This window comes from Microcoleus sp. N9_A2, from assembly GCF_036701775.1.
In the GTDB taxonomy this organism is placed as follows: domain Bacteria; phylum Cyanobacteriota; class Cyanobacteriia; order Cyanobacteriales; family Microcoleaceae; genus Microcoleus.
Map to the genome: position 1 here is coordinate 1 of NZ_JAUBRH010000118.1, position 5,675 is coordinate 5,675.

Annotated in this window: 5 protein-coding genes and 3 pseudogenes; 6 read left to right on the forward strand and 2 right to left on the reverse strand. The window is 37.0% G+C overall.

Annotation, left to right across the window (positions count from 1 at the left end):
- On the reverse strand, positions 1-686 hold a 686-nt coding region (locus tag QUA44_RS29955), incomplete at its 3' end, for a DNA polymerase (protein WP_333257472.1).
- Between the two features lie 55 nt (positions 687-741).
- On the opposite strand from QUA44_RS29955, the gene QUA44_RS29960 reads away from it, so the two are divergent.
- Both QUA44_RS29960 and QUA44_RS29965 read left to right on the forward strand, forming a co-directional pair.
- On the forward strand, positions 742-1,245 hold the full coding sequence (locus tag QUA44_RS29960; RefSeq protein WP_333276859.1) for a helix-turn-helix domain-containing protein: 504 nt from the start codon (positions 742-744) through the stop codon (positions 1,243-1,245).
- Positions 1,246-1,454: 209 nt separating this feature from the next.
- Positions 1,455-1,676 (forward strand): annotated as a pseudogene (locus QUA44_RS29965) (transposase family protein); the annotation flags it as partial.
- A 69-nt stretch (positions 1,677-1,745) separates the two neighbouring features.
- On the opposite strand, the pseudogene QUA44_RS29970 reads toward QUA44_RS29965, so the two are convergent.
- Positions 1,746-2,766 (reverse strand): annotated as a pseudogene (locus tag QUA44_RS29970) (IS4 family transposase).
- Positions 2,767-2,826: 60 nt separating this feature from the next.
- Here QUA44_RS29970 and QUA44_RS29975 point away from each other — a divergent pair.
- The 4 genes and pseudogenes from QUA44_RS29975 to QUA44_RS29985 form a co-directional block, all read left to right on the forward strand.
- Positions 2,827-3,784, forward strand: a pseudogene (locus QUA44_RS29975) (ISAs1 family transposase); the annotation flags it as partial.
- A gap of 272 nt (positions 3,785-4,056) precedes the next feature.
- Positions 4,057-4,245, forward strand: a complete 189-nt coding sequence (locus tag QUA44_RS29980; RefSeq protein WP_333310089.1) for a hypothetical protein — start codon at positions 4,057-4,059, stop codon at positions 4,243-4,245.
- On the forward strand, positions 4,230-4,358 hold the full coding sequence (locus tag QUA44_RS30865) for a transposase (RefSeq protein WP_445243719.1): 129 nt from the start codon (positions 4,230-4,232) through the stop codon (positions 4,356-4,358). Before QUA44_RS29980 ends, QUA44_RS30865 begins: the two co-directional genes overlap by 16 nt.
- Before the next feature lie 197 nt (positions 4,359-4,555).
- Positions 4,556-5,197 (forward strand): hypothetical protein, encoded by a 642-nt coding sequence (locus tag QUA44_RS29985; RefSeq protein ID WP_333257464.1) that lies wholly within the window; start codon positions 4,556-4,558, stop codon positions 5,195-5,197.
- The last annotated feature ends 478 nt before the right edge of the window (positions 5,198-5,675 follow it).

Consider the following 5,675-nt stretch of genomic DNA (forward strand, 5'->3'; position numbering starts at 1 on the left):
ATATTCGTTAAATTTGGCTCTCGACAACTAAACCGTCCTGATCTAGCACCAATCTGAAACCAATTGGGATGAATGCGTCCTGTAATCGGGTGAATGTGTTCTGGTAAACCCAGAGTAAAAGTGTCGATACGAGTAGATAAGCTGCGATATTCTAACAGTGCTTGAATAACGGGATACTCGCTTTGCAAAGGAATTAAATGTTGAGAGTTAGTGGAAGTAACAGGAATCCCTTTCTCTTGCAAAGCGGCTAAAACTTGCTTGGGAGAGCGAGGATTAATTGTATCCGTAAATTCCGGCAGCAGAGAGATTTGTTGGTGAGGGTTAGGTCGATGAAGCTGCGAATTAATTTGTTTTAAAAGAGAGTCGCGTTGGTGGCAGAGCTTCACTCCCAAAACTCTCCACTGTTCTCTATCTAAAAGCATTCCGTTGAGTTCCATAGAAGCCACCGCAGGCAGACAGAAAAACTCTAGCAAAGCAGTTTTCCAAAGCTTAGAAGCTTTCAATTTTTGTTCGAGAACAGCAGCCAGCGGGAGTAAAATTGCAGCATCGGTAGCAGCATATTGCAGTTGAGCGAGTGTTAAGTTTCCTGACCAATCGCTAACTTGCTGCGTTTTGTCTAGATTTACTTTCAACAAATTTTCAGTGACAGACTCTAGGGACAGATGGCGTTTTAGTCCAGCCGTCATACCAATTTAATGTGAAGTTGCATATAATAGAGAGGTAGCGTTGATGGTGCGTTTTATGGCTCGTATTTTAAAAATCACAATTGAAGAAAGCGTAGAATTTTTAGAAAAACAACTAAAAAATACTCGTACTGCCAGTCAAAAAGAACGAATACAAGTATTATGGTGGTTAAAAACAGGGCAAGTACAGCAGCATCAAGAATTAGCGAATCGTTTGGGGAGAGACAAATCTACGATAACCAGGTGGTTACAAAAGTATCGACGGGGTGGATTGTCGGAATTATTGTTGGTAAAAAAAGCCCCAGGACAAGAACCACACTTGACAGGTGATGTATTAGAAGGACTAAAAGAACGTTTGGTAACAGGAGTCCCCTTTAAAAGCTACGGGGAAATTGTGGAATGGCTCAAAAGCGAGTATAATCTATTCCTTACTTATGCAACAGTCTATGCCTGGGTGCATTATCGTCACATCGCAAAACTGAAAGTGCCACGTCCACAAAGTGCTTTACAGGACGTAGAAGCAGTGGAGCTTTTTAAAAAAACATCATTCCAGCAGTATTGACGTTTCAAAAATATTTTGGTAAGGGCAAAAGGCTACGATATTTGTGTCAAGATGAAACCCGTTTGGGATTGAAAACATTGACAGGAAAATTAATTACAGCCAGGGGGGTAAAACAGGGCGAACGCATCTAAATTTCATGTTAACAGAATCTGGTATATTGGAGAAGAATTATTGAGTAACTACAAAACATTTAATTAGAGTTTACCTGTATGAAACTTAAACCTAAAATCACGCTCGCCGACCATTTTGCCGACTTAGAAGATCCCCGAATTGAGCGGACGAAACATCATCAATTAATTGACATTATCACTATCTCAATTTGTGCCGTGATTTGCGGTGCTGATACATGGGTGGATATTGAAAGTTACGGGCGAGCTAAATACGAATGGTTAAAGAAAATTTTAGAATTGCCGAATGGCATACCTTCACATGCAGAAGTGTTGAATGCTTATTTGATAGGATTCTGAAAATAGACATACGAATCCTATAAACTGCTGATTTCAGCAATTAAAAACAAGTTCCTTAAACCAGTGAATATAGCTGATTTTCTCACACATAAAAGCCTGTAAATATCGTAACTTGTCTAAGAGTTTATTTCCAATAATATCAGGAACTTCAACTAACTGAAGCAACAAATAACAAATCAAACAGGCATAGATTTGTATCTTAATTCCCTTGGTATTTTTAGTAATTAGACGAGCTAATTTTAAATGCATTTTTAAGAATTTCCACAGCAATTCAATCTGCCATCGTCTTCGATAAATTTCTCCAATTTCTTCATTAGTGTATGCTGATTTTCCTGATTCAGGTAAATTAGTGACAAACCTAAATTCTGTCCGTGTTTCTAAATCTGAAAAAGTCACTAATCTTACTTGAACTTTTCGTGGGTCACTCCACACTTCATAAGTTCCATCCTCCTTCATATTGACAGTAGAATTATTCTTAATTCGTAGTACAAAATATTGATTTTCTTTTTTCATCAATGCTTGAACACGTTCAGAACTAGAAAAACCTCTATCCATTACAGCAACTCCATTTTGAGGTGTGGCTGCTATGGTTTCATCGACCTACTGACTGTCATGACCTTGACCAAAATGAATGTGTACTCCATCAATTATTTCCCGTTTATTGTCCGTTCCAGCAAATAATTTTACTTGATGGTATTCCTGTTGCCATAGTAATTTACTTGTTAACGTAACTATCGTTGAATCTAAAGGAAATAAACTCATCCTATCTTTGCTGATTAATTGACGTTTTAGCTCCCCTTGCAATCTTTCAAAAATTTTGACAAAAACATCAATATCTCTATGCTTACTAGCCTTTGAAAAAGTTGATATATCTAGGGAAATATCTCGACTGTTTAAACGGGAAAATAGGGAACGCATAGTATCGAGACTTTGGTCAAAACTGAACCCTAGCCAGCAGGAGACAAATGTGAAGCTATCTAAAACAGGATAATCATCATCATCGTAAATGGGCGAGATACCGTTTGACAATTTTGGGGAAGTTAGAAAATAGCATTTTAGTTGATTATTAATAATTTATAAGTCTACAATTATACATTGCTCTGCCAATTTTAGCAAACTTTTCCTATCATTCAACACTTCTGCTTCACATGATACAATTGCGCGAGTATTTTCTCGCCTCAAACCTGAGCAATTTCAGAAATGTTTTTTGAGTTGGATTCAATCTATTAGCTGCTTCAATCCAGGAGAAGTAATCGCAATTGATGGCAAAACTCTTCGCCATTCTTACGATCGGGGAGGATCCAAAAAAGCGATTCATATGGTCAGTGCTTGGGCGACCAGTCAAAGATTAGTTTTAGGACAAGTTAAGGTTGATAAAAAATCCAATGAAATCACAGCAATTCCGGCTTTACTAAAAGTATTAGAATTAAGTGGAAGCATTGTCACCATTGATGCGATGGGCTGTCAAAGGTCAATTGTGAAGTCAATTGTCGAACAAGGAGGAGATTACGTAATCACCTTAAAAAAGAACCAACCATCCCTGTATGCCAGAGTAGAACAGTTGTTTAAACAAGCAATTAGACAAGGATTTTCTGGCTCTACACATACAGCTTATTCAACCCAAAAAGAGAAAAATCATGGTCGCTCATAAATCAGACATCACAACCATGTTAAGTGACATCAAAGAGCTGATATATCCCGATAATCAATGGGAGAAACTTCAGACTATAGGTATGATAGAATCCGTGAGAATAGTCAAGGGAAAAACAACTATTGAAACTCGTTATTACATTAGTAGTTTACCAAATGATCCTCAAAAATTTGGTAAATCTGTCCGGAGCCATTGGGGAATTGAAAATTCTTTACATTGGGTATTAGATGTGGGTTTTCGTGAAGATGAGTGTCGGATTAGAAAAGATAATGCTCCGCAAAATTTTGCTATTCTTAGACACATCTCGCTCAATCTTTTGAATCAAGAGAAAACTTCAAAAACTGGAGCAAAAAATAAGCGACTTCGAGCCGGGTGGGATGATGACTATTTGACTAAAATCCTCGCTGTTGCAGTTAATTAAATTCTCACGAATAACTCATTAGTAACTATTATACAACTTGTCAACAGTGGTTGTAATAGTTTTATTGTCTCAAAATTAGCACCAAGTAAAAACCACCATTAATCAGTTACTGTTTTCTTACTCAAGTCATGACAAAGCGTGTCTGTAGCTTCTAAGAATGGTGAATTTATCTCAAAATATACTCACCACTGATGAACAGTGTTCAATAAGATGCGTTCCCCCTGGGGGTAAAACCAGTTGCTCCCATACTATGGAAACGTGAAAATTTTTGGTTGTATGGGGTAGTCGAACCATTGAGTGGCTGGCATTTTTGCCAAGAATACGCTCATCTTAACGGAGAAAACTTTCAGCAATTTATTGACGCTCTTTCTCTACAATTGGGTGAAGATATTGCCCTGATTCACATGGATAGAGCGGGTGCTCATATCACTAATGAACTATCTCAGTGCCCGAAAATTTAATTCCTGTCTGTCAACCTTCACATAGTCCAGAACTTAATCCAATTGAAAGGGTATGGGAATATATCAAACAGCAACTTGTTGGAGAAGTTTTTACAACACTGGAGCAATTGTGAGAGCGATTAAAACAAGTTATTGAAAAAATCACACCTGAGCAAATTAGTTCGTTGTCATCTTACAAGTTTATTCTTGAAGCCCTATTCTATGCAGCTTCATATTAAATTGGTATAACACAAACTTCAAACCAGAATGGGGAAGTGATAATGAGTTTCAACAATTCCTACAATGTAGTGAGTATGAATCTGTCCTAATAATGACTACTCGTGAGCAAGTCTCAAAGATGGTTAAAAAGTATGTTAGGAATAACTACCTAACTTTAACGGGCAATGGTAAAGTCTTTAAGGAGACTAAAATCGCTCAACTGGTAGGCTTCAATCAATGCAATACACGCTACGGTCAAGTGATTAAGACTTTCTTAAAATACGTCCGCCCGTATCTCGATCTATCAGCACCTAACGTACTTAAAGGAGAGTTAATTAATCTTGACAATCTCAGAACATATACTGAAAAGGATGCTTATAACCTAGTTGGAGAGATGACTAACCAGTGGAAAAACTGGAAACATAAAGATCAGGAAACGATTAAGCTAGGGGAATCAATAGTCAAGAAACTATATCCGGGAACATTGATGTTATCTGTAACGGCTGCAATAAGCCAGAATCCACATCATGATAAGATTATTTGGCGGGATCTAATTGATGTTTTCTACCAATTATCTGAGTTATCCCTAGGGTTTAAATGCCCTAATGGTGTTATCCTTACTCCCTTTAATATCTACTCTAATGATGTTGAAAGGTGGGAACATAGGATCAAAATTCAACTAATCTATATTCTAAAAGATGGAGATAAAACTAGAACATTAGGGATTGAGTCATTGTTGCAGAGAGAGAGATAGAGGATTTATATTCTACATTAGATCGCCTATCCCCTACTTGGAATACTAACCAAGATATCAATAAGCATCTAGCAGAGTTACACGATTGCTTATCTGCTGCTAAAAAGCTTAACCCATAAGACCAACTAGCTAGGTTATACCCGGTAAGTTATCCTAGCTCTTTCTACTAAAGTATGAAGCCTTTGACTTAAGTCAGTAAAAAGAATGAAATTTAGTAGATGTAAACAAATAAAACAGGTATATATACACTACTAAGATAGGACATTATATGTAAAAAGTGATATAGGAAAGTATATATGAAATATGAGAATCTATAGGAACAGAGTAGAGACGATAGCTAAATGGTTGAGGTTAGAGTAACCTGCTTTCCCTATGTGCTTCTATTACATAATTTATTTCAATAGACCTCCTGCGAAAATATCAAGTACTCGCCTGTTGTAATGATAAATACAGGTCATAATTGTAAATTCCTGCAATT